We start from the raw sequence: 25,164 nt of genomic DNA on the forward strand, positions 1-25,164 counted from the left end.
CGCGCCTTCGGCGGAGTTCATCAAGAAGCCAGACTCTACCTCTCCCATGACTATAACAGATTCATTTTCCTGAAAAACCTGGTTCAGGTTTTCAACTTGGACTAGGTAATCTGAGGAAGTGAACCGGTTTCGGGAGAAATGAATCATCCCGCTTTTAGGAGGGAAAACAGTAACAACCGAATTTAGCTCAGGCACGGCCCGAAATCACTTTATAGCCATAAAACAAAAAGGCCTCCCCTGCTATGTGCAAGGGAGGCCTTTTAGAAAGTATCAGAGAAGATTACTCCTGAATACCTGGTACGCCCAATGGAAGGGCGCTGTGCCAGTCAAAGTCCGGGGCTTTCTTCTTGGTTGGCGCCAGTTCATCCAGTGTGCTGGCATCATACAGACGGCCGTTGCGCATCACGTACTTGATGGTGTTGGTGTTCCGGATGTTCTCCAGCGGGTTCTGGTCCATGATCACCAAATCAGCCAGTTTGCCGTTCTGGATAGAACCCAGGTCACCCTCCAAGCCCAGGGATTTCGCGCCCAGGATGGTGGCTACTTTCAGGGCATCCAGGTTCTTCATGCCACCTGATTGAATAGACCAAAGCTCCCAGTGGTAGCCCAGGCCCTGCAGCTGTCCGTGCGAGCCAACGCCGGCCAAACCACCGTCTTTCACCAGGTTGTTCACAAACTCCGCGTGCTTGTCAAAGATGTGCTCTTCTTTCATGAACCAACCTGGTCTGCGACGTGATTTCTCATCCAGCTCCACTTTAGGCGTGAAGTAGTTCAGCTTTTTGTCGCCGGCCAGGTTCTCAGTGGCATAGTAGTAGTTCTCGGCCCATGGTCCGCCGTAAGACACCAATAGTGTAGGCGTGTAGGCGATCTGCGACTTAGAAGCAAAATCAATCACGTCTTTGTACAGCGGATAGATGGGGTACGAGTGCTCGTGGCCTGGGTAGCCGTCCAGGATCTCGGTCAGGTTCAGTTTGAAATCCAGACCGCCCTCGGTCGTTGGCATCAGGCCTTGCTCTTTGGCCGCCATGATGATCCACTGACGATGCTGGCGGTTACCCACCATGTACATTTTGATGGTCTTGGTGTTGTAGTAATCTGAGTACTGCTTCAGCACGCTCTTGGCGTGATCTAGGCTCTTCAGGTTGTAGGACCAGTATCCCACACCCGGACCGGTAGAGTACACGCGTGGCCCGATCATCTTGCCGGTTTCCACCATGTCAGCGTAGGTCAGTACGTCAGTAGTGGCGGTTTGCGGGTCGCGGGTGGTGGTCACGCCGTAGGCCAGGTTAGCCGCGTAGATCCATACCTGGTTGGAGTGCACGCCCCAACGTGGCCACATGTGTGCGTGGGTATCCACGAAGCCCGGCGTGATGGTCTTGCCTTTCACATCCATCACGGTAGCGTTCTGCGGCACAGATAAAGTGCCGGAAGCACCAACCGCTTTGATGCGGTTGTCCTGGATGAGAATATCACCGTTCTCAATCACCTCATCGCCGTTCATGGTGATGATGCGGGCACCTTTCAACAGGATGTTTCCGGTTGGGATGTCACGCGGCACGGTGATCGCGATTCTGGTTTCCACCGGCTTGTAGCCTTCAATCTTCACGGCTTCTTTGGCGCCGGTGCTGTCTTTATTGGCTTCGGTAGCAGGCTTGGCGTCTTTCTTCAGTTCCTCAGCAGCTTCCATTTCACGTTTTTTCGCGAAAGCGGCGTCTAAATTGTAGGCGAAGAAGGCGTTACCGATAGACCAGTACACGCTCTTACCATCGGCTGACCAGCTTGGGAATTGCCCCCCGATATCGGTTAATTTCCAGGACGGGAACTGAGAGCTAGCTACGTCTGCCACGGAGATGGTAGGCGTTTCACCGCCCACAAACGGGATGGTCACCACGTAGATCTCGTTGTTGATCAGGGCCAGGGCTTTGTCACCTTTGGGGGCTTTGATCACCGTGGTAGCGGTAGAAGCCTGCATTTGCGGCTCACGCTCGTTCACGTGCGTGTTGTGGCTCATTTCCTCCTCCAGCATATCGGCGAACGATCCGAAGGTGGTGATGCCTTTCACTTTCACGAACGGCTTCTTGTCGGTACCATCCCACCGGATAGAGATCAATCCGTCTGATGAGCTGTACAGGTGAATGCGGTCATCGCCCTGCACGAAGTGCGGGTTCGCGCCCAGGTTGGCTTTGGTCACAAACGTGCTGGGGCCGCCTTTAGAAGAGATCCAGTTGATGGTCTGGCGGGAGTCGAACGCGCCCGGACCAGCCGATTCACGGTAGGTCTGCGCCGAGCCTTTCACGAACACGATCTTGTCTCCTTTAGGCGACCATACCGGCTCTTGGAACACCGAGTTCTCCTGACTCAGTTTTACTGGTTTCGCTTTGCCGTTTGCGGCCACCTTATAGATAGCACCGCCGGTTTTCTCGTGCCAGGTCACAAACACCAGCTCTTTGCCGTCTGGCGACCAGGCTGGTTGCGCCTCAGTGAAATCATTGGTGGTTACCCGTTTCGGGGTACCGTTCGGATAATCAGTGATGTACAATCTATCCAGTGCAGTGAAGGCCAGACGCTTGCCATCAGGTGACATAGCCGCATCGCGGATCTGCGTCACCTTCATGGTTTTGTCATCGTTGATGGGGTACTTGAACTCCAGTTTCGGCCCGATCGCGATTTTGGTATTCACCTCAAACGGGATCTCCTTGGCCTGGCCGCCGCTCACCGGAATGCGGTAGATTTTACCGCCGTAAGACGCCACCAGTTCTTTGCTGTCTGGTGTGAACGACATGGCCGGCAATACCCCTAATGGTGCCACCGATTCCTGCTCGTCGCGCTGCACCGGATAGGCCAGCCACTTTTCGTCGCCGGATTTCAGGTTCTGCACAATAAGGCCGGTTTGGTTGTTGTGGCGGGTTCCGTAGACCAGCATGGTGCCGTCCGGCGACAAGGTTGGCGAGAACGCCGAGCCGTAACGAGAGGTTCTTGTATCGGTTTCGCCGGTTTCGCGGTCCAGCGTGGCCAGTTGGTACTGCGGCAACTGCGCGTTGTAGTTCCAACCGCCGGTACGGCGGGCGTACCAGATATAGCGTGGGTCTTTGCCGAAGGCCGGCTCCACGGTTTTCAGGGTCTCAGGCGTTTTGATCAACTGCGTTCCGCTGCCGCTGTCTTTGTGGTACAGGTGCAGTTTCAGATTGCGGCGTCCCTGCGATACCACCAGGTACTCGCCATCGGGCGTCCACTCGGCCGCCTGGAAGTTCTCGTTTTTGCTTTTGCTGATCTGGCGGGTTTTCTTGGTAAGCAGGTCCATCACCCACACGTTGTCATTGCCATCGCGGTCCGAGAGGAACACAATGGACTTCCCGTCCGGGCTGAAACGCGGCTGCACATCCAGGGCCATGCCCTCAGTTAGCTGCTCGGCTTTGCCACCGGCCATGGGTAGCAGGTACAGATCGCCCAGCATGCTGAAGATGATCTGTCCGCCGGCCGGGTGCACGTCCAGCGCAAGCCAGGAGCCTTCCTTGGTGTTGATGTCAATGGTGCGGCCCGCCTCTAAAGGCAGGTCTTTCTTCTCTTCTTTTTTGGCGCCGTCCTTCTTTGCCGGGGCAGGTGCGTTCTGGGCCATTGATGGCTCCACGAACAGCCCCAGGGTGCAAAGCAGCAACACGGGTTTCCTCCAGCCAGAGACATGGTTGGTAAAAAACTGCTTCATAATAAAGGGGTTAGTAGGGTGATGGTTTGGGATTTGTGAAGATAAGGATTGTTTTGATAAGTCTCTGACCTTCACTTTGGGAAAAGTGTTTTTGAGATGGTTTTGGAAGATTGCCCAAGAAATGGACATTGTGTTCTCACCATCGGATTTGAAGACCTCTCCCTTTACGGCCCATTTTCTAAAAATGCTTACTAAACCCACGTCCCCCTTTGAAGGGGGTAGGGGGATGACCTCTTCTGCTGCTCTTTCTTTTGTTATCTTTCCTGTCTTGTCTTTCCTGGTTCAAGTTTTCAACTTGGACCTATAATGGTCTGCAGTTTGCAACTGCAGTGAGGCGCCCTACTATGGCGCGGATTTAATTCAGTGACTTCCCTTTTTCTGCCTTTACTTCCTACTACCTTTCTTGCTTAATCTCAGAACTGCAGCCGCGGCCTGCGGGCGTTTGTCACTTTTCTCCTTGATGAGAAAAGTAACCAAAAGAATCAAGAAGCCTCAAACTCGCTGACGCTCGGACAGTGAGGCTTCCATCAAGGTACCACCCCGCTGCCGTCCTCTGTTCCATAGCTAATGCAGGCCACTACCAAATGAACAGTTCATCAGTGCGGCAGTCCGGTCCTCGGCCTCACTGTAGGCCTTCGCCCCGGCCTGCCGCAGGTAACAGGTGGTGGTGTCTGCTTTGAATATCTGATATTGTAGAGACAAGGCATGCCTTGTCTCCCACGGGTCCTCCGCAACGGCTGCGACTGGCAGTTACCAAGAAGGGCACCCACAAGAGGTGCCCCTACATTCCTTATCGTTCCCTCGCTGCCTCATCCGCCGTTGTTGGTGTTATCACCAACAACCAAAACTGCCCTTCCATCACCCTAAAATCAAAAACCAACCGGAGCCCCTAAACATAATTCGGGCCTGTTTTTGGTAAAACAGGCCCGAAAGGGTGATGACAAAAATGGTGCGGCTACTTACGCGAGCAGGGTGTTTTTCACGTAGTCGCGGCTTTGCTTGATGCTCTTGAAGGGGTCCATGCCGGCGGCAAAGTTCTCCTGCTCCACGAAAATGCGGTCCAAACCGGAGGTCTTGGCCTGCGCGAAGATGGCTTTGTAGTCCATGGTGCCGCTGCCTATCTCGGTGTTGAGGTCAGGCGAGTTTTTGTCCATGTCTTTCACGTGCCACATCACAAAGCGGCCTTTGTGCTGGTTAAACAGGTCTACCGGTTTGCGGCCGGCTTTCTCCATCCAGAAAAGATCTGCCTCGAAGCTTACCAGGGCCGGATCGGTTTCCTTGAGCAGGATGTCGTACCCGGTGGTGTTGCCGTATTGCTTGAATTCGAAATCGTGGTTGTGGTAGGCCAGTTTCAGGCCAGAGGCTTTGCATAGTTCCGCCGCCTTGTTCACTTTTTCAGCGATGTTCTTGTAGGCATCGGCGCTGTTTCTCAGTTCCTCGCCCAGGTAGGGCACTGTGATGTATTTTTGGCCTACAATGTTTCCGGCCTCAATATAGCGTTTCACGATGTCGGTGTTGCCGTCTTTCATGTACTGCCCAAACTCATAGTGTCCGCTCGTAGAAACCAGGTTGTTGGCTTGCAGCAATTCTTTGAAAGCGTTCGGCTGAAGACCCCAGTAGCCTTTGTCTACGGAGTAGCCGTAGGTTTCCACATCATTGTATCCGGCCTGGGCCACTTTGCCTATCACGCCTTTCGGGTCATTGGGCAGCAGTTCGCGCAGGGTGTACAGCTGGATTCCTATGTCACGGATGGCCCCGGTGGCAGTGCCCGTGCTGGCGCCAGCGGTGCTAGTGTCTGTAGAAGCATCCGCAGAGGCGTTATCAGTATTAGTGGTTTTAGAGGAATCACAGGAGGCAAGCAGCGACGGCGCGAAGGCGACGCCCGCCGACAGCAAACCCAGCTTCTGCAAAAAAGATCTTCTGTTGTTCATTTGGCTTTGGTGCTTAGTAGAAGGTTGATTGGTTAGAGTATTCTTGGATGGGCAGGCCGCTTAGACATCACAGATCTGGATGGCTTGCCGCAATGATTTCAATTTGTCTTTGGCCTGCGGAATGAATTCCTGCGCCACGAAGCCTTTAAACCCCGTGTCTTTGATGGCCCGCATGATGGCCGGATAATTGAGCTCCTGGGTATCATCAATCTCGTGACGGCCCGGCACACCGGCGGTGTGGTAATGCGCAATGTACTGGTGGTTGTCTTTGATGGTCTGGATCACGTTGCCCTCGTCTACCTGCATATGGTAGATGTCATAGAGCAGCTTGAAGTTCTCAGAGCCCAGCCGTTTGGCCAGCTCGGCGCCCCACGCGGTCCGGTCGCATTGGTAGTCTTTGTGGTTCACTTTGCTGTTCAGGAGCTCCATCACCAGCACCACTTTGTGTTTCTCGGCCAGGGGCAATAGCTTCTTTAAGCCTTCCACCGAGTTTTTGAGGCCTGTTTCATCATCCAGGCCGTTGCGGTTCCCGCTGAAGCAGATGAGGTTGGTGTAGCCGGCTTTGGCTACCAGTGGAATCATGTCTGAATAGTTCTTGAAGAGTTGGGCGTGGTACTGCGGATGGTTGAACCCCTCCGTCAGGCTGATCTCCGCGCCATTGCACATGGAGGAAACCAGGCCGTGCTTCTTGAGGGTGGGCCAGTCTTTGGGACCAACCAGGTCAATGCCCTTAAGGCCTATTTCCTTCGCGGCGGCGCAGAGTTCCTCCACTGACAACTCATTGAAGCACCAGCGGCACACCGAGTGGTTAAGGTTTCCTTTCAAAGTATAGGCAGCTTCTGTTTGGGGCTCGTTTTGGCCAAAACAGGCCAAAGGCCCGGCCGCGGTAAGCGCCGCCGTTCCGGCCAGGATGCCCTTGATGGCCGATCTTCTGTTTTTATCTGACATTGCGTTATTCTCTTAACAGAGGGCCTACAGCCGCTTGATCATGATGTTCCGGTACCACACATCATCACCGTGATCCTGCAACGCGATCTTCCCTGATTTGAACGCCCCGAAACCGGCCATGTCTTTGAACTTGCTCCCGGCCACCATCTTTTTCCAGTTATCGTCCCAGAGGGTGGTGGAAACCACTTTGGTGCCGTTCTGGATGATGTCCAGACGCCCATTGTTGCTGATGATCTCTACCTGGTTCCACTCACCGGCGGGTTTAGAAGTCTCAGGGTTGCTGGCGATGAGGTCATACAGGTCACCGGCGCGGTGCTTGTGGATCTTGGCATCGGGGTGACCGGCGTTGTCCAGGACCTGCACCTCGGGGCCGGTGCTCCAGGTGTTGGGGTATTTGGTGGGCTCGTCCTGCACAAACAGAATGATGCCGCTGTTGCCGTTGGCCGCAATTTTCCAATCCAGCTTGAGATGGAAGTTACCGTAACTCTCCGCCGTCACAATATCGCCGCCGTCACCGGGCTGCCAGTCCTGCTTGTGGGCAGCATCCAGGTGCAGGGTACCGTTTTCCACTTTCCAAGCCTTGCCTACTTTGGCCTGCCCGTAGGTATGCCAGCCCTGGGTGGTTTTACCGTCAAAGAGTGGCTGCCAAGCTTCAGAGGCAGAACCGCTTGATTTCTCGTTGGCCGTCATAGAAGTCTGATGCGTGGAAGATTGGCAGGCGCCCAGAGCGCCCAGAACCAGTAGCGGGAGAAGGTGGCGGAGGGTTGTCATAGGATACCTTTATTTTTTAAGAGACAGGATGTACTGGGCCATTTGCTTTGCATCTTCCTCGCTCAGGTTAGGGTGCGCGGTCATGGCCACTTGTCCCCAAACGCCGCTACCGCCTTTGATGATTTTGCCGGCCAGGTACTCAGTGTCTTTCTCGTTGTTTTCGTACTTCTCAGCCACGGCCTCGTAAGCCGGCCCCACCAACTTTTGGTCTATTCTGTGGCAACCGGTACAATCTGAACTGGCGATCAGTTGAGCTCCTTTCTCGTGCACTTCCCCACCGCCGGTGCCAGCGGAGCGGTTGGTTCCTATGTCCATGCTGGCGGTGTCTGCATCTGGCTGGCGGGTGGCCGCGCTCATGGAGGCCGAGGAGGCTGAATCTGCGTCTGTGCTGGCTACCGCCCCTTCATTGGTGGTGGAAGAATTGCTGTTACAGGCTGCCATAAAAGCGCAGCAGCTCAGGAGAAGGAATACTTTTTTCATAGGGTGTACGCGTAATTCTGTGGTTGTAAGTTAAGGTTAAATAGATGCTTTGGTATTTCCTGTCAGTCATTTCCGGTTCCGGTACCTGACATTCGCCATGGCTGATTTCAGTTGCCGCGGCAGCGCCGAGGTTTCGTTTTAGGCCTGTTTTCCCAAAACCAGCTTAAATATGGCGTTTTATCCGGCAATTCCCGCTTCTGCCCCAAATTCTAATTTTGAGCGCAAAAGCGGGAAGCACCTTCTGGCGGAAACCATTCTAAGCCAGGCAAACCGTTCAAGTCAAAGGCTTAGGTGGCCCAGGCTTTGTCGCCTTTCTTATAAGGCATGCAGGCGTCATAGCGGCCAGGCACCGGCAGGTAGCGAAGCGCCTGCGTAGCACCCACCTCGGAGGTGAAGAAACCCAGCAAAGTCAGCTCCTTCATCATCCGGAAGTAGTGGTTAGGCTCTTCTTCCTTTTTGTTTTTCTGATGGTTCTTCTGCTCGTTGTCCAACTGGGTCAGCAGTTGGGTGCGCTGCTGCGGCGAGGCTTCCATGAACTTCTTATCGAACTTCTTTTTGCTTTCTTCATCTACTTGGGAGATGCCCTTCATGAAAATCTTCTGGTCTTCTGGTGTGTAGCAGTCCTGCACCATGTTGGCCATGAACAACCCAATCTTGGCGGCCTTGGCGCCGGGCGTGCTGGTGGCAGGCAGAATGGTCTCCCCTACCTCATCCAGAAACGTGACCTGGTCCTGGTCAAACAACTTGTTCACCTTGGCGGCACTGCTGGTGCAGGACACCAGGAACTCAGCCCCGATGAGGGTACCGCCCAGAATCCAGCCCACGGCGGCAATCGCTTCTCTTCTATTCATAAGTAAACCTTTTATGGCTTATTTTCTTAAAATCTTGTCTAAACTGATAAACTTCTTCCATTCCCCCCTTTGCAGGCTTGGGCTGATTAATCTTGTCGATTATGGCATTTTCGTATGTAGGGGCAATCCCTTGTGGTTGCCCAAGCTCCGTAGCCAAAGCTTTTCCTTCCTCTAGCAACCTTGTCATCCCCCTACCCCCTTCAAAGGGGGACGGAATGCGACAACTCTTTCCTTTGGCCTGTCCCTTGACAGGCCAAACCAGTGTAGGCTAGCTTTCCTGTGCCTTTCGGTCTGTCAGGGGACAGGCCGAGGAAGAGCTTTTCGGCTCTTGAAATTGCCTTGTCAACCCGGGTCTGCAAAGGGGACAAAATGCGTCAATCTTCAATTTAAGCTCCCAGGGTCCAGCCGGCGCGGTAGTCGCGTTTCACGAACTGGTTTACCTCATCAAAGTTGGTAACGCGCATGTTCTGGTTGTCCCAGAGCAATTTCACCCCGCGGCCTGGATAGTCAAAGCCGTTGCCGGCGGCGTTGGGCCGGCGCACGTCCGTGCCGCGGATGGCGAGGTTGGCCATGAGCAGGGCCTCGGTGAGCGGACCGGCGATTTCAAACGGAGAGCTTACCTCCATCTTGCCGTAACCGGCCAAGCAAGCCTCTACCCACTGGGCGTAATGACCTTCGGCTCCGCCGGGTACCCGGGCAAGCTTCTGCTTCACTTTTACCTCGTTGGTGCGCGAAGTAGGCAGTAAACGCGGATTGGCGCCGTAGGTGCTGCACATCATCTTACCTTTAGTGCCCACGAAGAGCGTTCCGTTGCCGCCGTCTCCGAACACTTCATTGGCGCCCAGTTCCTCGGGGCGTTCCGGCTGGATGCCCCCGTCCATCCAGTGGATGGTGACGGGCTGTTTGGTTTTATCAGTTTTGGGGAACGTGAGGGTCACGTGACTGGAAGGCGGACAGCTCTCGGGGAAGTACCCGCGCTTGAACTCGTCTACGTACACGCTGCCTACGCTGGCCTGCACATCGGTGGCATAGGTCAAATCCAGCACTCTGAACGGCGCCTCCAGCAGGTGGCAGCCCATGTCGCCCAGGGCGCCGGTGCCGTAGTCCCACCAGCCGCGCCAGTTAAAGGGCACCAGTTTGTTCACGTATTCTTTGTAAGGAGCGGTGCCCAGCCAAAGGTCCCAGTCCAGCCCGGCGGGCACCTCGCCCTTGGTGGCGGGCCACTGGATGCCTTGCGGCCAAACGGGGCGGTCCGTCCAGGAGTAAATGGTGTGTACCTTACCTATGAGCCCGGCATCATACCACTCCCGCATCTGGCGCACGCCGTCGCCGGAGGCGCCCTGGTTACCCATCTGGGTGACCACTTTGTAGCGCTTGGCTGCGTCGGTGAGCATGCGGGCCTCGTAGATGTCATGGGTGAGCGGTTTCTGCACGTAGACGTGTTTGCCCAGCTGCATGGCCGCCATGGTGGTCACGGCGTGGTTATGGTCTGGCGTGGAGACAGAGACGGCGTCAAAGTTCTTGCTCTCCTTGTCAAACATCTCGCGCCAGTCTTTGTAGTATTTGGCTTTGGGGAACCGCTGCCGCGATTTGGCGGCGCGAGTGTCGTCCACGTCGCAGAGAAAGGCTATGTCGGCTTTGCCGCTGTCATAGAAACTCTTGATGTCGCTTTCGCCTTTGCCACCCACGCCCACGGCGGCAATTCTTAACCTATCGCTGGGGGCGGTGTAGCCTTTGCCGCCCAGCACGTAGCGAGGCACAATCATGAACCCGGCTGCGGCCAGGGCGCCGGTTTTCAGGAACTGGCGGCGGGTGTTGTCCTGCGGGGCAGGCTTGTTTTCTTCTTCGGCCATGAGATTATCTATAGAGGGGTTTTAGATGTTCATTTTTTTCAATTCACTCACGGCGTGGTCCACGGCGCGGGCAGTAAGGGCCATATAGGTGAGCGATGGGTTCTGGCAACCCGCCGAGGTCATAGCCGCGCCATCTGTCACGTAGACGTTGGGGGCATCCCACACCTGGTTGAACTGGTTCAGCACCGATGACTTAGGATCGCGGCCCATGCGGGCGGTGCCCATCTCATGGATGCCCTGCCCCATGGCGTAACCGGCATCGTAGGTTTCCACGTTCTTGAGACCCGCTATCTCCAGCATCTCTTTGGCATCGTTGGCCATGTCTTTGCGCATTTTGTGCTCGTTTTCCTTTATCTCGCAGGAAATATCCAGCACCGGCAGGCCCCACTTGTCTTTCTTGTCTTTGCTCAGTTTCACCATGTTCTCATGGTACGGCAGCGTCTCCCCGAAGGCGTTGATGCCCATGGTCCATCCGCCGGGTTCGCACATGGCGTCTTTGAGATCGCCCCCGATGCCCATTTCCGCGATCTCGCGGCCCCAGCCGGTGCGGCTGGCGCTACCCTGGTACCCGAAGCCCCGGATGTAGTCGCGTTTCTCGCCGTTTATGTTCCGGAACCTTGGGATGTAGATACCGTTTGGACGGCGGCCGTAATAGTATTTGTCTTCGTAGCCTTCCATATCGCCTTTGGCTCCGGCCCGGAAGTGGTGGTCCATGAGGTTATGGCCTAACTGACCGCTGCTGCTGCCTAGCCCGCCTTCCCACACATCGGTGGCCGAGTTCATCAAGACCCAGGTGGAGTTGAGCGTAGAGGCGTTGAGGAACACCACTTTGGCAAAGTATTCATAGGTTTGGTTTGTCTCCGCATCCAGCACCTCCACGCCTTTGGCCTTTTTGGTGTCTTTGTCATAGAGGATCTTGGTCACGATGGAGTGCGGCCGCAGGGTAAGGTTGCCCGTTGCCATAGCCGCCGGCAGCGTGGCCGACTGCGTGCTGAAATATGCCCCAAACGGACAGCCCAGCCAGCATTTGCTGCGGTACTGGCAGTTGGTGCGGTTGTTATGCGCTGCGGTGAGGTTGGCCGTCCGGCCGATGATCAGGTGCCGGTTGCCTTTATAATGCGACTTGATGCGGGCGGCCACGTCTTTCTCCACGCAGTTCAGTTCCATGGGCGGCAGAAACTCGCCGTCCGGTAAATGCGGGATGTTCTCTTTGGAACCGCTGATACCCGCGAATTTCTCCACGTAGCTGTACCACGGCGCCAGGTCTTTGTAACGGATAGGCCAGTCCACCGCGATGCCGTCTTTGGCGTTGGCTTCAAAATCAAGGTCAGAGAGGCGGTAGCTCTGGCGACCCCACATGAGGGAGCGGCCCCCTACGTGATAACCCCGGTACCAGTCAAAACGCTTGCTTTCAACGTAGGGGCTTTCCTTCTCATTCACCCAGTAGTCTAGGTTGGCCTCATTGAGGGTGTAGTCGCGCTTGAGTACCGGGTAGTTGTCAATCATTTCCTGGGTGCGGCCGCCGCGGTGAGGCAGTTCCCAGGGGTGTTTATTTGCGTTAACGTAGTCTTTGACGTGCTCAATGTTGCGGCCCCGCTCCAGCATAATGGTTTTGAGGCCCTTTTCAGTGAGTTCTTTGGCAGCCCAGCCGCCGGAGATACCAGAACCTATGACAATGGCATCGTAATGATTATCGGCCATAAAAGAAGATGGTTAGCTTAGTTGTTTGTTGGGTTTGGGTGGTGTTTTTTGCTTTTAAAAATAAGGTAATGACAACATGAAAGACATTACCTGCCCCCTTGTTGTGAGAGTATCAACAAAATGGCTTTTTAATAATAAAATTTAAAAACAGCAAAAGCAAGCGCACCCCGCTAACTGGCCGTAAAAAACTGAAAATTCGCTTTGTATTGGTTAAATAACCACAATGGTTCTGCTAAAAGGATTTACTAATAGATAAACTTTTCATCTACTTTGGCGAGAACAGCCTCAAAACGGAAACAGGTACACTGGGTTTGTTTGTGGGAGATTGGTTTTACTATATCTGCGGAAATGGGAAAACCGTTTCTGGCCTTCTTTTCAAAAACGAGCTTAAAAAGAAGGAACAGCGAAAGAAGGCTTGGACAAACCCGACTTTGCCGATAACCCTAAAAGCAGAAGCGGGAACCCGATGACCGGGTTCCCGCTTCTGCTTTCCGTTTTGGAAGGACTTATCAACGCCCTTGCACGGTGATGTCTTCTTCCAGAATCTCGCTCTGGCGCAGCTGCACCGGGGAGGTTTTCTTGCGCAGTTTCATGTTCAGCATTTCCACCACCAGGGAGAAGAACATGGCAAAGTAGATGTAGCCCTTAGGAATGTGGGCGTGCAGCGCCTCTACCACCAGCATTACCCCAATCATGATCAGGAAGGAAAGGGCCAGCATCTTAACAGTTGGGTGCGTGTTCACAAAATCGCTCACGTACTTGGCAAAGGCTAGCATGATACCCATAGAAATAATCACCGCCATGATCATTACAATCACGTGGTCAACTAAACCTACGGCTGTTAAGATAGAGTCAAAGGAGAACACAATGTCTACCATCACAATCTGAACCAGGATCTTACCCATGGTAGCGGTACCGCCCGCAGCACCATGCTCCTCTTCTTCGCCTTCCAGTTTGTTGTGGATCTCGGTGGTACTCTTGGCCAGCAGGAACAAGCCCCCGCCAAAGAGAATAATATCGCGCCAGGAAACAGCAAACGGCTCATCCAGCCACGGCAGGTTCCAGGTGAACAACGGTTGGTTCGCGTTCACAATGTAGCTGATGAAAGACAGCAGGATAATCCGGAACACCAGGGCCAGCATCAGCCCGATGGTGCGGCCCCGGGCCTGCTGCTCGCGCGGCAGCCGCGATACCACAATGGAGATGAACACAATATTATCAATCCCCAACACCACTTCCATAAAGGTAAGGGTGAGGAGGCTTAGCCAGACATCTGGGCTGGAGAAGACATCAAACATAGTTTTATTTATTCAGATAGTGCGTAAAAGAGAGCAGGTAAAGGCATTTAAACGCAGTCTCAGGAACTGGGTTAAGCAAACCAGGGTTTGCCGCCTTTAATTAAAGTATAATTACGGTACGGGCAGGCCCGCTTATGATTTCATGTTCACGAACTGCAGCGGAATACCCAGCTCGGCGCGGCGCAGCATGCCAATTACCTCCTGCAGGTCATCAATCTTTTTGGCGGTCACGCGCACCTGGTCGTCCATGATGGCGGGCGTCACTTTCAGCTTGCTGTCTTTGATGAGCTTTACAATCTTCTTGCCGTCTTCTTTGTCAATGCCGGCGCGCACTTTCACGTCTTTCTTGATCATGGGACCGCTGGGCGTGGCCTCGTTGCTGAAGTCCAGGGCGGTGGCGTCTATCTGCTGCTTTACAATCTTGCTCAGGATTATGTCCTCAATCTGGCGCAGGCGCATGTCATTCTCGGTGACAATGTGCACCATATTGGTTTTCTTGTCCAGCTCCACGCTGCCTTTGGTGTCTTTGAAGTCATAGCGACTCTGGATTTCTTTCTTAACGGTATTGATGGCGTTGTCCAGGGTCTGCGGATCAACTTTGCTCACGATATCAAATGAAGGCATGGTAGTTGTGTTAATTAAAATGACAGGTATTTATACGGTTTTGTATCAGGATGCCGAACAAAGTTACTAGTTTAGCGAAATTTTACGGAAAAGAGCTTAAAAACGCAGTCATGCAAATTATTCAGCCCTCTACCTTTCACGAGTTTGAGCAGTATTACCGGTTACGCTACGAAATGTTACGCAAGCCCTGGCATCAGCCGGTAGGCAGCGAGCGCATGGACGATGACAGCGAAGCAACCCACCTGATGGCCATTGACGAAAACACTGGCGAGATCATGGGTGGTTGCCGCGTGCACATGGAAACCGACTCTGAGGCCCAGCTCAGATTCCTGTCTGTAGCCCCCAAGTACCAGAACAAACAAGTAGGCCGCCGTTTACTGCAGGCCGTGGAGGAAGAATCACGCAAAATGGGCGCCAAAGAACTCATTGTGCAGGCCCGCGAGTACGCCAAAAACTTTTACAAGCGTAACGGGTTTACAGAAGAGTACCCAACCCACCTTCTCTTTGGCGAGGTGCAGCATTACCAGATGCGCAAGCCCCTTTACTAACAGCGCCGGATAAAGGCATTGCTCCGCTTGCCACCTGCTTTTGCCAGACCATGGGAGCGGGAGCAATCTTTTATCTGTCCTGTCATGAAAAAATCACTTGTCTTTGCCGGAGTTGGCCTTGGTTTGCTGGCTGTGGGAGCTTTGTTCCTGGCCCTTAAACCCAAACCCGCCCCTTTGCCCACCGTCTCCTCTGTGGACCTGCAGCGCTATGCCGGCAAGTGGTACGAGATTGCCGTTATCCCCAACCGCTTTGAGAAGGGCTGCCACTGCACCACCGCCGTGTACACGCCCAGAGAAGGCTACGTGGAGGTGAACAACTCCTGCCGCAAAGGCAGCGCAAGCGGCAAAGAAGACGGTGCCCTGGGCAAAGCCTTCCCGGTGGAAGGCAGCAACAACACTAAATTGCGGGTGCAGTTCTTCTGGCCCTTCCGGGGCGATTATTGGATACTGGACCTACCCGATGATTACTCCCACGCCCTGGTGGGCTCCCCAGACCGCAAATACCTCTGGATTCTGGCCCGCACCCGTACGCTGGACGCAACGGTGTACAATCAACTGGAACAAAAAGCCCAGACCCTTGGCTTCGATACCCGAAAACTGGTCAAAGCAGACCAAAGCTGCCCCGACAGATAATGTCCCTCCTGTAATTTGTTCAAACCTATGCCTGGGGGTTGCCGGGTGGGTTTATTTCGCCTGCCGGTGCCTTGGGGGTCTGCTGTAAAGCCAAGACAGCCCTTAATTCTTCCCGTAGTTGTTTCATTTCCAGGTGCAGCTGCTCAATTTGGGTAGCTCCGGCTACTTCAGAGTTTTTGCTCGCAGCATCCTGGTCCAGGAAAAAACTGGCCAGCAAGGCAGTGAAATACCCAAATACGGCAAACCCATAAAGCGCCAGCAAAAAACACAAAGCCCGCCCCTCGGGTGTTTTGGGCCAGTACTCACTGCCCAAGGAGATCAGGATCATGGCCGTCCACCAAAGCGCTTCCCCGTAAGAAGAGATACCTCCTGCGACCTCGTTCTCAAACGCGTACATGCCGGCGGCTCCTGAGAACAAAACAGCCAGCGAAAGGGTCAACATATAGCCAAAGCCCCGGCGGCCCATGGTGGCGCCCAAGCTTCTCATGCCCCGGTTTAACGAACTCAAGACCCGCACCAACCTAAAGCCCCTTACCGCCCGCACGGTCCTGAATACCCGCACAAATCGGCTCAGCCGGAAAACCCGCAGGGCCGGCACCGCCAGGGAAATAGCGGTGAGCCAGTTGGTCTTCAGAAACGCGCCTTTTTCCGGCGTCAGGGTAAACCGCAGGGCAAAATCCAGGATGAAAACAATCCAGATGGCATAGTTGAGCATTTGCAGCACCGCACCCAGACCCCAGATCAGTTCCACCACCAACAAGACCAGCCACACAAAACCCAGAAAGATCATGGGTCCTTCCAGGGCGTGCTGAATGCGCCGGAGAAGCTGCCGGCGTTCGTGGTTAAGAGCGTTTTTGCCGGGTGTTTCCGGCTGGGGAGGCGAGGGATGCATCAAAGGTTCTTTTTCTAAAACATACGCAAGCCAAGGGCAAGGGTAAAGCCGCTTTGCAGGGGTAAGCCGGTTACTGGTTTCGCGGCTACAAAAATGGCCGGCGTTTTAGGCCCGTTTTTTCAGAAAAACCCTTAAAAAATGGTTTAATCCTATTCTTTAACAAGGATATATGTAACCGCAGCTATATAACTTGAGTACAAGTAGCATCTCCCAAAACTGCTACTGTATTTATTTTGTCTACGCATACTGTTAAGAAATATACGCTTAAAACACTCGCCGTGCTTCTCTGGATAATTGGCGGGTTGTTGGTGCTGGTGGTGCTCCTCCTGGTGGCCCTTCAGATACCAAAGGTGCAGGACTTTGCCGCCAGCAAGGCAGAGAACTACCTGCAGAACAAGATAGGCACGGAGGTACGCATTGGTAAGTTCCGCAGTGATTTCCGCAAAGACATCCTGCTGGAGGGCGTGTACCTGCAAGACCAGAAAGGCGACACGCTCTGGTATTCTGAGCGGTTGGCCGCCAACCTGGACATCCTGGGCATCATTCAATCCAAAGTGGCCCTTAAATCGCTGGAACTGGAGAACGCCACGGCCCACATCTACCGCACCCTGCCAGACAGCGTCTCCAACTTTGACTACATCCTCAAAGCCTTCGCCACCCCCACTGATACCACCGTTCAGGACACCACCAGCGCCGGTTTCACCTATGACATAGGCACCATTAACTTCAAGAACATCTTCCTCACCTATCGCGATGAGGTGAACGGCCAGAACGTGCGTACCCGCGTGGGCAACCTCAACGTGAAGATGGACGAGCTGGACCTCACGAAGGAAATCTACCGCATAGGCGACATCACGCTGCGCGACACCTATGTAGACATGGTGCAGACCAAGGTTCCGCCCGAAGGCGAGTCTGAGCCTTTGACCATGCAGTTCGGGCTGAAGACCGTCGCGCTGGACCGCGTGAAACTCAAGTACCGCAACGGGGTGGCCAAACAGTACATAGACGTGAATTTGGGCCAGGCGAGAATGGCCTCTGAGAAAATTGACCTCATCAACTCGCGCATTGACCTGAGCAACCTGGAGTTGCACAACAGTACCCTGGCCTACGCCCAGAACGCCGAGATGCCCGAGGAATACCGCGTGGTAAATCCGGCGGAGGCGTTGGAGGCCATTGAGGAAGCCGTTTCCAAAACCACTGGCGAGCCCGTGAACTGGGTCCTCACCCTGGACAAACTGAACGTGACCGAGGTAGACGCCGCCTTTGACAATTACGATGCGCCCAAGCAGGCCCGCGGCATGGACTACAACCACCTCATGGCCCGCAATCTCAACCTGCAACTGAACGACCTTTACTACAGCACCAACCGCACCACCGCCCAACTGGAGCAACTCACGTTCCAGGAGAAAAGCGGCTTTGAGGTAAAGCAGTTCACGGCCGGCATCCTGTTTGACTCGGTTCAGACCGAATTATCAGATTTGGTGCTGGAAACGGGCCACAGCCGCATCGCGCGCCGCATCAAAGTAGGCTATCCTTCATTGGAGACCGCTGCCGAGGACCTGAGCAAGCTCACCCTTTCCGCCGATCTGCAGAACACCTACATCGGGTTCAGAGATGTTGCCTTGCTGCAGCCTGCGTTGGTGAACCAACCGCCCCTGGCGGGCAACCTGGGCCAGACCGTGCGCCTGAGTGGCCTGGTGAACGGCCGCATGGACAACCTGCTGCTGAGCAACGTGCGCGTGAGCGGCTGGCGCAACACAGACCTGGCTTTGAGCGGACGCATCAGGGGCTTGCCTAACCCAGAGAACCTGGCCGCCAACCTCCAGATCAACCGTTTCCATACCACCGCCGCCGATGTGAAATCATTGCTGCCGGCGGGCACCTTACCGGCCAACATCACATTGCCACCGTCCATGGACGTACAAGGTTCCTTCAGTGGGACCATGACCGCCTTTGACGTAGATGCCACCGTGCGTACCACCTTCGGGAATGCGATTGCCAAAATTGACATGACACCGGGCCGCACCAAAGGACAGGAACGCATCCAGGGCAATGTGCGCCTGATGCGCTTTGACTTGGGACGCTTGATGAATGACAAAACCCTGGGCAGAGCCTCTTTGGTCGCTAATATCAACGGAACCGGCATCACGCCTGAGACCATGGTGGCCAAAATTGACGGTACCGTGCAGAGCTTTGAATACGGCGGATACAACTACCATGACCTGAACTTCGATGTAGATGCCAACCGCAACCGCTACGCCATCAAAGCCAATAGCACCAAGGACCAGAACCTGGATTTTGCGCTGAACGGAACCGTGAACCTTCGGGGCGCCCAACCGGCCATCGCCATGAACGCCAACCTGAGAGCGATAGACTTCCAGGCCCTGAAACTGTACCCAGAGGACTTACGACTGCGCGGCGACATCATCGCTGATTTACGAGGCGGTGATGCCAACAGCCTGAACGGCTCCATCATTGCCCGCAACACCGCCCTTACCAGCAACAACCGCCCGCTCCAGTTTGACTCACTTTCTGTAAATCTAACGCAAAAGCCCGGCCAGACCGAACTGCGGGTGCTTTCAGACGTGATCACCGCCAACCTGAACGGGAACATCGGTTTAGGAGACATCGGGCCGGAATTGATGAACCACATCAGTCGGTATTATGACTTGGGGAATGGCGGTTACAAACCCAGTTCCCGCGCAAGGCAGTTCAGCTTTAATATGGCCCTGCACAAACCACGCGTGTTCCAGGCCTTCGTGCCCGGGCTTACCCGCCTGAGTTTAGATACCCTGTACGGGAACTACAATAGCCAGACCGCCAATCTGCAGATGGTAGCCAGTGTACCGCGCGTACGCTATACCGGCATGCGGCTAGACTCCATTTCCCTGAATGTCTCGTCAGACCCCAAACAGTTGAATTATAACGTACGGGCAGAGCGCATCCGGCAGGACACCACGTTTAGGGTGAACAACATTGTGCTGGGTGGGAATGTGCAGAACAACACCGTAGCCCTGCGCGCAGCGAACCAAAGCAGGACCGGAGAGGAAGAATCGGCTATTGGTGTACTGCTGCGGCAAATCACCAATGGGTTTGAAGTGAACGTCGCTCCAGATTTGCTCATTAACCGCGATGCCTGGACCGTGGGGCCAAACAATTTTGTACGGTACTACACCAACAATGGAGCGGTAGTGGCGAACAATCTCCGCTTATCTAACGGCCCCATGGCCATTGCGCTGCAAAGCCAGAACCCAACGGCCCAGAACTCCCCGCTGGATGTCAACCTGACCAATGTAGACGTAGGCTATCTGGCCCGCGCCATTCTGCAGGAAGACAGTCTAGTGGCTGGTACCCTCAACGGGAAGGCCACCTTGAATGACATCTCGGGGAACATGAGCTTTACGGCAGACATGGCCCTCACCGGTCTGGAGTACGAGACATTCCCGGTAGGTGACCTCACGCTGCAGGCCAGCAACCCTACCGCCAACCGCTACAACATGACGGCCCGCCTCTCCGGCTACGGCAACAACGTGACCCTGGCAGGGTATTACCTGACTACCGAAGGCAAGCCGATGTCCTTTGATTTGGATTTAGGTCAATTGAACCTGGCCAGCCTCCAGCCATTTACCCAGGGAATGGTTAAAAACCTGGGAGGTAATTTAGCGGGCGATGTAGCCATTAGGGGCACCCTGGAAGACCCAGACATTGTGGGCGACCTGCAGTTTAGAGAGGCTACCTTCAACCTAGCCATGCTCAATTCCACGTTCCGGGTACCTGATGAGCGCCTGAGCGTGAACAATGAAGGCATCCAGTTCAATGACTTTGTCATGCTGGATTCCCTGAACAACCGCGCCACCGTGAACGGCGCCATCCTTACCTCCAACTTCGTGGATTACCGCTTTGATTTGCGGGCCACTACCGATGACTTCATGGTCATGAACAGCACCGCCGCTGACAATGAGCTGTACTACGGCCGTGTGTTCCTGGACAGCGACACCCGGATCACGGGAGATCTGAACGTGCCAGTCATCAACACCACTGTAACAGTAGCGCCTAACTCTAATTTGACCTATGTGATGCCACAGGAGGAAGCGGGCGTGAACCGGGAGGGGATTGTGGTCTTTATAGACCCAGACAGCACCCGCAACCGCCGCATCAACCGCCAAAAGCAGATAGATACGGTGGAGGCCGAGGTCACAGGAATTGAAATGACCATGACCCTGAATTTAACCGATGAAACGCCCATCACCGTGATTGTAGATCCAGAGTCGGGCGACAACCTAACCATCAGGGGCGAGGCAAACTTGAATGTAGGCTATGATGTAACTGAAAACATCACCTTGTCGGGCCGCTATGATGTCACCGAAGGCCTCTACTCCATGAACCTGTATGAACTGGTGAAACGTGAGTTTGCGTTTGACCCTGCCAGCTACATTGTCTGGACCGGTGACATGATGGACGCCGATGCCAATATCACGGCCATCTATAACGTAGACGCGGCTCCGCTGGAACTTATCCAGAGCCAAACCGCCGGAGTAGATGCCGGAAGCGCCGGTCAACTCCGCAACAAACTGCCGTTTGATGTTCGCCTGAACATGGAAGGCGAACTCATGAACCCGGCTATCTCCTTTAATATTGAATTGGATGAGAAAGCAAAAGGGGGCATGGTGGAAGAAGTACGTGCCCGCCTGGATCAGCTAAGCCAACCAACGCAGGAATCTGAGCGCACCAAACAGGTCTTCTCCCTACTGGTACTTGGTCGGTTCATGGCGCAGGACCCATTAGCGTCTTCGGCCGGAGGCGGTATCAACAGTGCCCTGCGCGGTAGTGCAAGCAAAGTACTCTCTGACCAGCTCAATAACTTGACTGGCCAGTACCTGGGCGGGCTGGGAATTGAACTGGGCCTGAACTCCTATGATGATTACTCCTCCGGCGATGCCCAGAGCCGCACAGACCTGAACGTAGCCATGCAGCGCCAGCTCCTCAACGACCGGCTGACCGTAAGCTTCGGGACAGACATTCCGTTGGGCGGCGGCAATGACCAGGGCAATTCTGGTAACGCGGGAAACAGCGGCGGGAATGCCTTTGCGGGAGACGTATCAGTGGAATACTCGGTGACCAAGGACGGACGGTTGCGGCTGCGGGCTTTCCGGAACAATTCCTATGAAGGCTTCTTGGACGGACAGTTGCAGCGCACCGGTGTTTCCCTGCTTTTCGTGCGTGAATATGACAGCCTCGCTGAACTCTTTAGAAATACTGGCAAAGCAAAATAAATGACATCGCTTTATAGACACGTGACCTTCTCTACCCTCTCCCTTTCCAGGGCACTTTCCTTGTTGTTTCTCCTGGCTTTTCTGGCGGGTTGCAGCAGCACCAAAAGCGTACCCCAGGGCGACTACCTCTACATTGGCGGTGACATCAAAGTGACTTCTCCCTACCCTGAGACAGACACCAAAGCCCTGGAACCGGAACTGAACGCCGCCATCCGGCCGCAGCCCAATACCTCCTTCCTGGGCATGCGGCCCAAGCTCTGGATCTACAACGCCATGGGCGGAAACCGTGAACGCAAAGGCATTGCCAACTGGATTAAAACCCGCCTGGGAGAGCCGCCGGTTTTGTTAAGCGAGACGCACCCAGACCGTGTGAAAGGAGCCATGATCAACCGTTTGTACAATAACGGGTATTTCTCCCCCACCCTGGAACACACCGTAGACACCACCAGCAAGCGCAAGATGGCGCAGGTGCATTATGCCGCCACGGTGGGTAAGCAATACATCATTCAGCAGATCCAGTTTCCGCAGGGGAACGACAGCGTCTCCATGGCCATCAGGGCGACGGAACCCCAAAGCCTGCTGAAGGTGAATGACCCCTACAACTTGGAAAAACTCATTGCCGAGCGCCTGCGGGTGAACGAGATCCTGAAAGAGAAAGGCTTCTTCTTTTTTGACGAAAGCTATCTGATTTACCACGTAGACAGTACCCAGAACAACAAGGTCAACATCTATGTGCGCCTGAAGGACACAGCTCCTACCAAGGCCCTGATCCCGTACCGCTACAAGCAGGTGAGCATATACACCGACTATTCCCTGGGCGACTCCATTGGCGATAGTGAGGCACCGGTACAATTCAAAGACTACAAGTACTACCCAGACGAAGAAACCTTTAAGGCCAAAACCATTCTGAATGCGGTCTTCGTGGAAAACGGCGACCTCTACAGCCGCAAACGCCACCTTCAGACCGTTAATCGCCTCATGGATTTGGGCACGTTCAAGTTTGCCGAGGTGCGGTTCACACCCTTGGATTCTATAGGGTTGGATGGCCGTATCAATGCCGATATCCTCCTGACCCAAGCCAAGAAAAAATCGGTTAGGGCTGAGGTGCAGACGGTGCAGAAATCCAACGGGTACGCAGGGCCGGGTATTACGGTCAGTTTCCGGAACCGGAATGCCTTGCGCGGTGCCGAGTTGCTGCTCATTAACCTGGTAGGTTCCTTTGAATCGCAGATCAGCGGGGATAGTGCTCGTTCGGGCCTTACGTCCATGGAGGTAGGAGCCGATGCCGAGATGCACGTACCCCGCATCATCTCACCGTTCAACATCCGGATCGCCAGCAGTATGTACCAGCCCAGAACGCGGTTTGCGCTGGGTTTCCGGTTCATCAACCGGCAGGAATTCTTTCAGCAGAACTCCTTCAACTTTGAGTACGGGTACTCCTGGCGGCAATACGCCACCACTGAGTTCCAGATCAATCCCGTGCAGGTGCAGTACTCGCGGCTGCTGAACCCTACTCCCGCCTTCCAGGAAGAATTGGCACAACGTCCGTTCCTGGCACGGGCTTTTGACCAGCAGCTCATTATTGGCGGTAATTACCGGTTGGTGTACAATACCTTGGGGGTTGAAGGGCGAAGCCACCAATTCTACATCAGCCCCGGGCTTGATTTCTCGGGTGGTTTGTGGGGGCTCTTTTACCGGGTGAAAAACAAACGGCCCGCTGATCCGGAGTTCCCGAACACGTTCCGGGGGCAGGCGCTCTCGCAGTACGCTAAGTTTGACCTGGAAACCCGCTACTACTTCAACCTCACTGAAAAACTGGTGCTGGCTACCCGCTTTCTGGGCGGCTACGGTTTGCCCTACGGCAACTCCAACGTGCTTCCGTACATCAAGCAGTACGGCATTGGCGGTCCTAACAGCATCAGGGCGTTTCCGGCCCGCAGCTTGGGACCCGGTGTTTACAATCCAACGGCATTACAGGAACCCGGCAACGAAGTCTCCCAAAGCTTCTCCTATTTTGACCAGACCGGTGACATCAGGCTGGAAGGGAATGCCGAGTTCCGGTTCCCGCTGATGGACCCGTACCTGAAAGGCGCCTTCTTTGTGGACGCTGGTAACATCTGGCTTGTAAACGAAGACCCTACGCGGCCCGGCGGTAAGTTCAGCGGTAACTTTATGAGCCAGCTGGCGGTGGGCGCCGGCGCCGGCATCAGGATTGACGTGCAGTTCTTCGTGATACGCGTGGACCTGGCGTATCCGCTCCGCGACCCAACCTACCCCAATGGTGGTCGGCCTAAATCCGGACTGTTCGGCACTGGGGTGCTGAACCTGGCCATCGGGTATCCTTTCTAAAAGCTCCTCATAAAATAAATCTCCCCGCTTAGGGCTTGTTTCCATAAAACAGGCCCTAAACGGGGAGATTCTTTTTTAGTACCTACTAACCTTTTCTGGGCTATACCTGGCAAAGCGCATTTTTGCGTTCGTGCTCTATGAGCCACTTCTTTCGTTCCAAGCCGCCACCGTAGCCGGTTAGTTGGTTGTTCTTGCCAATTACGCGGTGACAGGGGATGATGATGGAGATGCGGTTGTGGCCATTGGCCGAGGCTACGGCTCTTACCGCCTGGGGCATGGCTAATCTCTCGGCCTGGCGCTGGTAAGAACTGGTGGTACCGTAAGGGATGTCATGCAGCACTTGCCAGACCTTCTGCTGAAACTCCGTTCCCGGAGTGTGGAGCGCCACCGTGAACGCCTGCCGGGTACCGGCAAAATACTCTTCCACCTCAGCCTTCAACTGCCTCAGGTGGTCATTCTCCCCGGCCAGGATGGTGGCATTGAGTCTTTTCTGCAGGTCGCGGAACTCAGTTTCCAACATCCTCCGGTCTGTGAACTCCAGCAGGCAGACGCCCTCAGCCGTGGCACAGGCGTACATGGGGCCTAAGGGAGTGGTGAGCCGGGTCATCAGGATGACGGATTTGTCTTTGGTGTCTTCTGGTGATTTTCCGAGCATTTTTTTGAAAGTATAGTTAAAACCGCTTAGAGATTCATAGCCGGCATCAAAGGCCGAATGGGTCACGCTTTTACCGCTTTGCAGCTCCTGGAAGGCGGTATTGATCCTGATCATGCGCTGGTAGGTCTGGAAGGTGATGCCGTGGTGCTTCTTGAACCATCTCCTGATCTTCTCTGGGGCCAGCCCCTGCTGCCTTATCTGGTAGTCCTGGATTCTCTGTTTAGGGTTCTCCTTCACCATCTGCAGGAGCAGGCGCACCTCGGGCGGCGGCTGGTGCGCCTGCTCGGTGGGCTTACAGACCTTGCAGGGCCGGTAACCGTGTTGCAGCAGTTCGCGGGCCTCGGTGTAGAATTCCACGTTCTCCCGTTTGGGTTTGCGCGCCCGGCACGTGGAGATGCAGAAGATGCCGGTGGTTTTCACGCCCACGTAAAAGATACCAATGAATTGCTCATCTTTGGCCAGCAGGGCTTTGTAGTATTTGTCTACGTCTTTCTGATTGGTGACCAGCATACCTTGACTATTATCACGTGTTTTGACTTTCCTTTTTAGGCCTGTTTTCTAAAAAAACAGCCTTTATTCCCCAAAGAAAGATGATTCAAAACGGGACCGCAACCGAAAAATGGACAAGTATTTTTTTATTCTTCAAAGCCTAAT

Annotated in this window: 16 protein-coding genes; 4 read left to right on the forward strand and 12 right to left on the reverse strand. The window is 54.5% G+C overall.

Going from position 1 to position 25,164, the window contains the following annotated elements; genetic code table 11:
• Positions 1-280: 280 nt before the first annotated feature.
• The 10 genes from J3P34_RS09660 to J3P34_RS09705 form a co-directional block, all read right to left on the reverse strand.
• Positions 281-3,703: an amidohydrolase family protein gene (locus J3P34_RS09660; protein WP_246853642.1), complete on the reverse strand. Its 3,423-nt coding sequence runs from the start codon at positions 3,701-3,703 to the stop codon at positions 281-283.
• A gap of 959 nt (positions 3,704-4,662) precedes the next feature.
• Complete coding sequence (locus tag J3P34_RS09665) at positions 4,663-5,634, reverse strand: sugar phosphate isomerase/epimerase family protein (protein ID WP_210488192.1); 972 nt, start codon at positions 5,632-5,634, stop codon at positions 4,663-4,665.
• 60 nt (positions 5,635-5,694) lie between these two features.
• Positions 5,695-6,582 carry a hydroxypyruvate isomerase family protein gene (locus tag J3P34_RS09670; protein ID WP_210488193.1) on the reverse strand — a complete coding sequence of 296 codons (888 nt, stop codon included), beginning with the start codon at positions 6,580-6,582 and terminating at the stop codon, positions 5,695-5,697.
• A 24-nt stretch (positions 6,583-6,606) separates the two neighbouring features.
• Positions 6,607-7,353, reverse strand: coding sequence for a 3-keto-disaccharide hydrolase (locus tag J3P34_RS09675; protein ID WP_246853643.1), 747 nt, complete (start codon positions 7,351-7,353; stop codon positions 6,607-6,609).
• 9 nt (positions 7,354-7,362) lie between these two features.
• Positions 7,363-7,833: a c-type cytochrome gene (locus J3P34_RS09680; RefSeq protein ID WP_246849965.1), complete on the reverse strand. Its 471-nt coding sequence runs from the start codon at positions 7,831-7,833 to the stop codon at positions 7,363-7,365.
• A gap of 287 nt (positions 7,834-8,120) precedes the next feature.
• Complete coding sequence (locus J3P34_RS09685) at positions 8,121-8,684, reverse strand: gluconate 2-dehydrogenase subunit 3 family protein (protein WP_210488195.1); 564 nt, start codon at positions 8,682-8,684, stop codon at positions 8,121-8,123.
• Positions 8,685-9,070: 386 nt separating this feature from the next.
• Complete coding sequence (locus J3P34_RS09690) at positions 9,071-10,537, reverse strand: Gfo/Idh/MocA family protein (RefSeq protein WP_210488197.1); 1,467 nt, start codon at positions 10,535-10,537, stop codon at positions 9,071-9,073.
• Positions 10,538-10,558: 21 nt separating this feature from the next.
• Entirely contained in the window at positions 10,559-12,238 is a 1,680-nt protein-coding gene (locus tag J3P34_RS09695) for a GMC oxidoreductase (RefSeq protein WP_210488199.1), read from the reverse strand.
• 509 nt (positions 12,239-12,747) lie between these two features.
• Complete coding sequence (locus J3P34_RS09700; RefSeq protein ID WP_210463291.1) at positions 12,748-13,536, reverse strand: TerC family protein; 789 nt, start codon at positions 13,534-13,536, stop codon at positions 12,748-12,750.
• 132 nt (positions 13,537-13,668) lie between these two features.
• Positions 13,669-14,160, reverse strand: a complete 492-nt coding sequence (locus tag J3P34_RS09705) for a YajQ family cyclic di-GMP-binding protein (protein ID WP_210463290.1) — start codon at positions 14,158-14,160, stop codon at positions 13,669-13,671.
• A 110-nt stretch (positions 14,161-14,270) separates the two neighbouring features.
• Between J3P34_RS09705 and J3P34_RS09710 the strand changes: the two genes are divergently transcribed.
• A complete protein-coding gene (locus tag J3P34_RS09710) occupies positions 14,271-14,708 on the forward strand; it encodes a GNAT family N-acetyltransferase (RefSeq protein ID WP_210463289.1) in 438 nt (145 codons plus the stop codon).
• Positions 14,709-14,792: 84 nt separating this feature from the next.
• Complete coding sequence (locus J3P34_RS09715; protein WP_210488201.1) at positions 14,793-15,341, forward strand: lipocalin family protein; 549 nt, start codon at positions 14,793-14,795, stop codon at positions 15,339-15,341.
• Between the two features lie 25 nt (positions 15,342-15,366).
• Here J3P34_RS09715 and J3P34_RS09720 read toward each other — a convergent pair whose 3' ends face one another.
• Positions 15,367-16,233 (reverse strand): ion transporter, encoded by an 867-nt coding sequence (locus tag J3P34_RS09720; protein WP_210488203.1) that lies wholly within the window; start codon positions 16,231-16,233, stop codon positions 15,367-15,369.
• A 278-nt stretch (positions 16,234-16,511) separates the two neighbouring features.
• Here J3P34_RS09720 and J3P34_RS22365 point away from each other — a divergent pair, with 278 nt between their 5' ends.
• Both J3P34_RS22365 and tamL read left to right on the forward strand, forming a co-directional pair.
• Complete coding sequence (locus J3P34_RS22365) at positions 16,512-21,506, forward strand: translocation/assembly module TamB domain-containing protein (RefSeq protein ID WP_210488205.1); 4,995 nt, start codon at positions 16,512-16,514, stop codon at positions 21,504-21,506.
• Positions 21,507-23,855: a translocation and assembly module lipoprotein TamL gene (tamL, locus tag J3P34_RS09730; protein ID WP_210488207.1), complete on the forward strand. Its 2,349-nt coding sequence runs from the start codon at positions 21,507-21,509 to the stop codon at positions 23,853-23,855.
• A 100-nt stretch (positions 23,856-23,955) separates the two neighbouring features.
• On the opposite strand, the gene J3P34_RS09735 is transcribed toward tamL, so the two are convergent.
• Positions 23,956-25,020, reverse strand: a complete 1,065-nt coding sequence (locus J3P34_RS09735; protein WP_210488209.1) for a bifunctional transcriptional activator/DNA repair enzyme AdaA — start codon at positions 25,018-25,020, stop codon at positions 23,956-23,958.
• Between the last annotated feature and the right edge of the window lie 144 nt (positions 25,021-25,164).

It is taken from the genome of Rufibacter aurantiacus (genome assembly GCF_017916345.1).
Classification (GTDB): Bacteria; Bacteroidota; Bacteroidia; order Cytophagales; family Hymenobacteraceae; genus Nibribacter; species Nibribacter roseolus.

Coding starts and splice junctions, on each gene's coding strand:
- J3P34_RS09660 (WP_246853642.1), bottom strand. CDS start 3,703: ATGAAGCAGTTTTTTACCAACCATGTCTCTGGCTGGAGGAAACCCGTG.
- J3P34_RS09665 (WP_210488192.1), bottom strand. CDS start 5,634: ATGAACAACAGAAGATCTTTTTTGCAGAAGCTGGGTTTGCTGTCGGCG.
- J3P34_RS09670 (WP_210488193.1), bottom strand. CDS start 6,582: ATGTCAGATAAAAACAGAAGATCGGCCATCAAGGGCATCCTGGCCGGA.
- J3P34_RS09675 (WP_246853643.1), bottom strand. CDS start 7,353: ATGACAACCCTCCGCCACCTTCTCCCGCTACTGGTTCTGGGCGCTCTG.
- J3P34_RS09680 (WP_246849965.1), bottom strand. CDS start 7,833: ATGAAAAAAGTATTCCTTCTCCTGAGCTGCTGCGCTTTTATGGCAGCC.
- J3P34_RS09685 (WP_210488195.1), bottom strand. CDS start 8,684: ATGAATAGAAGAGAAGCGATTGCCGCCGTGGGCTGGATTCTGGGCGGT.
- J3P34_RS09690 (WP_210488197.1), bottom strand. CDS start 10,537: ATGGCCGAAGAAGAAAACAAGCCTGCCCCGCAGGACAACACCCGCCGC.
- J3P34_RS09695 (WP_210488199.1), bottom strand. CDS start 12,238: ATGGCCGATAATCATTACGATGCCATTGTCATAGGTTCTGGTATCTCC.
- J3P34_RS09700 (WP_210463291.1), bottom strand. CDS start 13,536: ATGTTTGATGTCTTCTCCAGCCCAGATGTCTGGCTAAGCCTCCTCACC.
- J3P34_RS09705 (WP_210463290.1), bottom strand. CDS start 14,160: ATGCCTTCATTTGATATCGTGAGCAAAGTTGATCCGCAGACCCTGGAC.
- J3P34_RS09710 (WP_210463289.1), top strand. CDS start 14,271: ATGCAAATTATTCAGCCCTCTACCTTTCACGAGTTTGAGCAGTATTAC.
- J3P34_RS09715 (WP_210488201.1), top strand. CDS start 14,793: ATGAAAAAATCACTTGTCTTTGCCGGAGTTGGCCTTGGTTTGCTGGCT.
- J3P34_RS09720 (WP_210488203.1), bottom strand. CDS start 16,233: ATGCATCCCTCGCCTCCCCAGCCGGAAACACCCGGCAAAAACGCTCTT.
- tamL (WP_210488207.1), top strand. CDS start 21,507: ATGACATCGCTTTATAGACACGTGACCTTCTCTACCCTCTCCCTTTCC.
- J3P34_RS09735 (WP_210488209.1), bottom strand. CDS start 25,020: ATGCTGGTCACCAATCAGAAAGACGTAGACAAATACTACAAAGCCCTG.